This window comes from Pedobacter sp. HMWF019 (assembly GCF_003061025.1).
GTDB lineage: Bacteria > Bacteroidota > Bacteroidia > Sphingobacteriales > Sphingobacteriaceae > Pedobacter.
Genome location: NZ_QAIL01000608.1, coordinates 1 through 2,005, shown reverse-complemented (window position 1 = coordinate 2,005; position 2,005 = coordinate 1). Strand labels below are relative to the sequence as shown.

The window sequence follows — 2,005 nt, the reverse complement described above, 5'->3', positions numbered from 1 at the left end:
GGTATCTAACTGATGTCCGCCATTTCTATTATAGCTATTTCATCAATTGTGTACGTGATTGTCTGGTCTATCTGATTAATTTAATCTGGTACCTCAATAGCCAAACTGTATCTTTTAATTTTGCTTTACTAATGAGATTAAAGAAGATGAAAAAGACATTTGATACCCCAGAGCTTTATCTGCGATTTGCCCTAGGAATAGGTTTTATCCTGCCTGTAATGGATAGATTTGGTTGGCTTGGAGTTGCCGGACAGAATGGAACCGCATGGGGAAACTGGAGTAATTTCTTAAGTTATACGCATTCGTTGATGCCTTATATGAATGATTCTTTGACCAGCGTATTTGCTACAGTGGCGACAGCGGCTGAAATCGTTTTTGGTATCATGTTACTTATTGGTTACAAGATCAAATGGGCAGCATTTGGAAGTTTCTTGCTGACACTTGCTTTTGCATTAAGCATGTTGTTCTTTGCAAATTATCGGGCGCCTTTTAGCTATTCCGTATTTGTATGTAGTGCAGCTTCTTTATTCCTGGCTTGCAAGATCAATTCAGACGATAAATTGTAATGTATACACAGATCGCAGAGACTAGAGAAGAAATAGGGTTTTGTAAAAGGGTTTTAACGGAATTTCGTTCAAATTTAAACACTGATTTTTTGGGGGGTGAAAATAGGATTTATGGTCTCTCTGGACCTTACAGGCCCTGAGGTTCGACCATTAAATCCTATTTTCCTGGGTGCAGACCGGAGAGGGTGGTTAGAGCGAAAATTGGTTATTGTTGATGCAGCTATCTTATAATGTGGGTTTTAATATCTTATTTTGTGGTTGTGCGCAGAAAATTGGAGTGTTTGGCGCGCGTTCTTCCATGAATTGGAAGAACTGAGGGGAGGGGTATTAGAGCGCTTCGATTTCCTGAATCGAAAGTTTGGTGGTTTTGGCTATAAATTCGTTAGATAAGCCTTCTTTTTTTAATTCCTGGGCTATTTCCATCTTACCTTCCATTTTACCTTTAATCTCACCTTTAATCTCTCCATTAATTTCACCTCTGATATACAAGATGTCCTTTTCTTCTACAAATATTTTTCCTGTTAGTGCCATATTTTTAATTGATGTTTTCTCTAAATTACGCAATTGCATTAAAACGCGCAATTGTTTTAAATATCTTCCTTGTTCTAATTCTCCAATACCTTTATTTTCTATTTCCTGAACGATCTTTTGTAAGATCATTTCTGTATCCTCAATTTGGAGATCACCGAGAATGGCCAGCATCTTTTGTTCTATTTTATCTGAGTTTAGAAATACCTGGTAATCGATATCCGAAAATGTGAGCAGGTTATACCAGAAATGGAGGTATTTGTTCCTGATCCGCATGGGCATACTGGGTTTTCCTGCACCAATATAAATCACAAACTGGGTTACTGGCAGTCCGTATTTTCTTTGCAGCATGATGCTGTATTCTGCCATGCGGAAAGCCATGTTTTTCTCGTTGTCGCGCTGGTATTCAAAAAGAGAAATTTTATCCAAAAATGCACGAGAAAATGGAGGTAAACTGGGTAACGTTAGTTTTTTGTCCTGAATTGGCTTAATGGGTGAAAATAGGATTTATGGTCTCTCTGGACCTTGCAGGTCCTGAGGTTCGACCATTAAATCCTATTTTCCTGGGTGCAGACCGGAGAGGGTGGTTAGAGCAAAATTGGTTATTGTTGATGCAGCTATCTTATAATGTGGGTTTTAATATCTTATTTTGTGGTTATGCGCAGAAAATTGGAGTGTTTGGCGCGCGTTCTTCCATGAATTGGAAGAACTGGGGGGGAGGGTATTAGAGCGCTTCGATTTCTTGAATCGAAAGTTTGGTGGTTTTGGCTATAAATTCGTTAGTTAAGCCTTCTTTTTTTAATTCCTGAGCTATTTCCATCTTACCTTTAATCTCTCCATTAATTTCACCTCTGATGTACAAGATGTCCTTTTCTTCTACAAATATTTTTCCTGTTAGTGCCATATTTTTA

Annotated in this window: 3 protein-coding genes and 1 pseudogene; 2 read left to right on the top strand and 2 right to left on the bottom strand. The window is 38.2% G+C overall.

Features of this window, described 5'->3' with window-relative positions; genetic code table 11:
• A partial coding sequence (locus tag DBR11_RS28710; protein ID WP_233260952.1) for a DoxX family membrane protein occupies nucleotides 1-566 on the top strand: 566 nt, incomplete at its 5' end.
• A 327-nt stretch (nucleotides 567-893) separates the two neighbouring features.
• Here DBR11_RS28710 and DBR11_RS28705 read toward each other — a convergent pair.
• The gene (locus tag DBR11_RS28705; RefSeq protein ID WP_146186713.1) at nucleotides 894-1,523 is read right to left on the bottom strand and encodes a hypothetical protein; all 630 of its coding nucleotides are present in this window, start codon (nucleotides 1,521-1,523) and stop codon (nucleotides 894-896) included.
• Between the two features lie 65 nt (nucleotides 1,524-1,588).
• On the opposite strand from DBR11_RS28705, the gene DBR11_RS28700 reads away from it, so the two are divergent.
• Nucleotides 1,589-1,822 carry a hypothetical protein gene (locus tag DBR11_RS28700; protein WP_146186712.1) on the top strand — a complete coding sequence of 78 codons (234 nt, stop codon included), beginning with the start codon at nucleotides 1,589-1,591 and terminating at the stop codon, nucleotides 1,820-1,822.
• Here the strand turns inward: DBR11_RS28700 and DBR11_RS28695 are convergent.
• A pseudogene (locus DBR11_RS28695) lies at nucleotides 1,819-2,005 on the bottom strand (hypothetical protein); the annotation flags it as partial. The gene DBR11_RS28700 and the pseudogene DBR11_RS28695 overlap by 4 nt on opposite strands.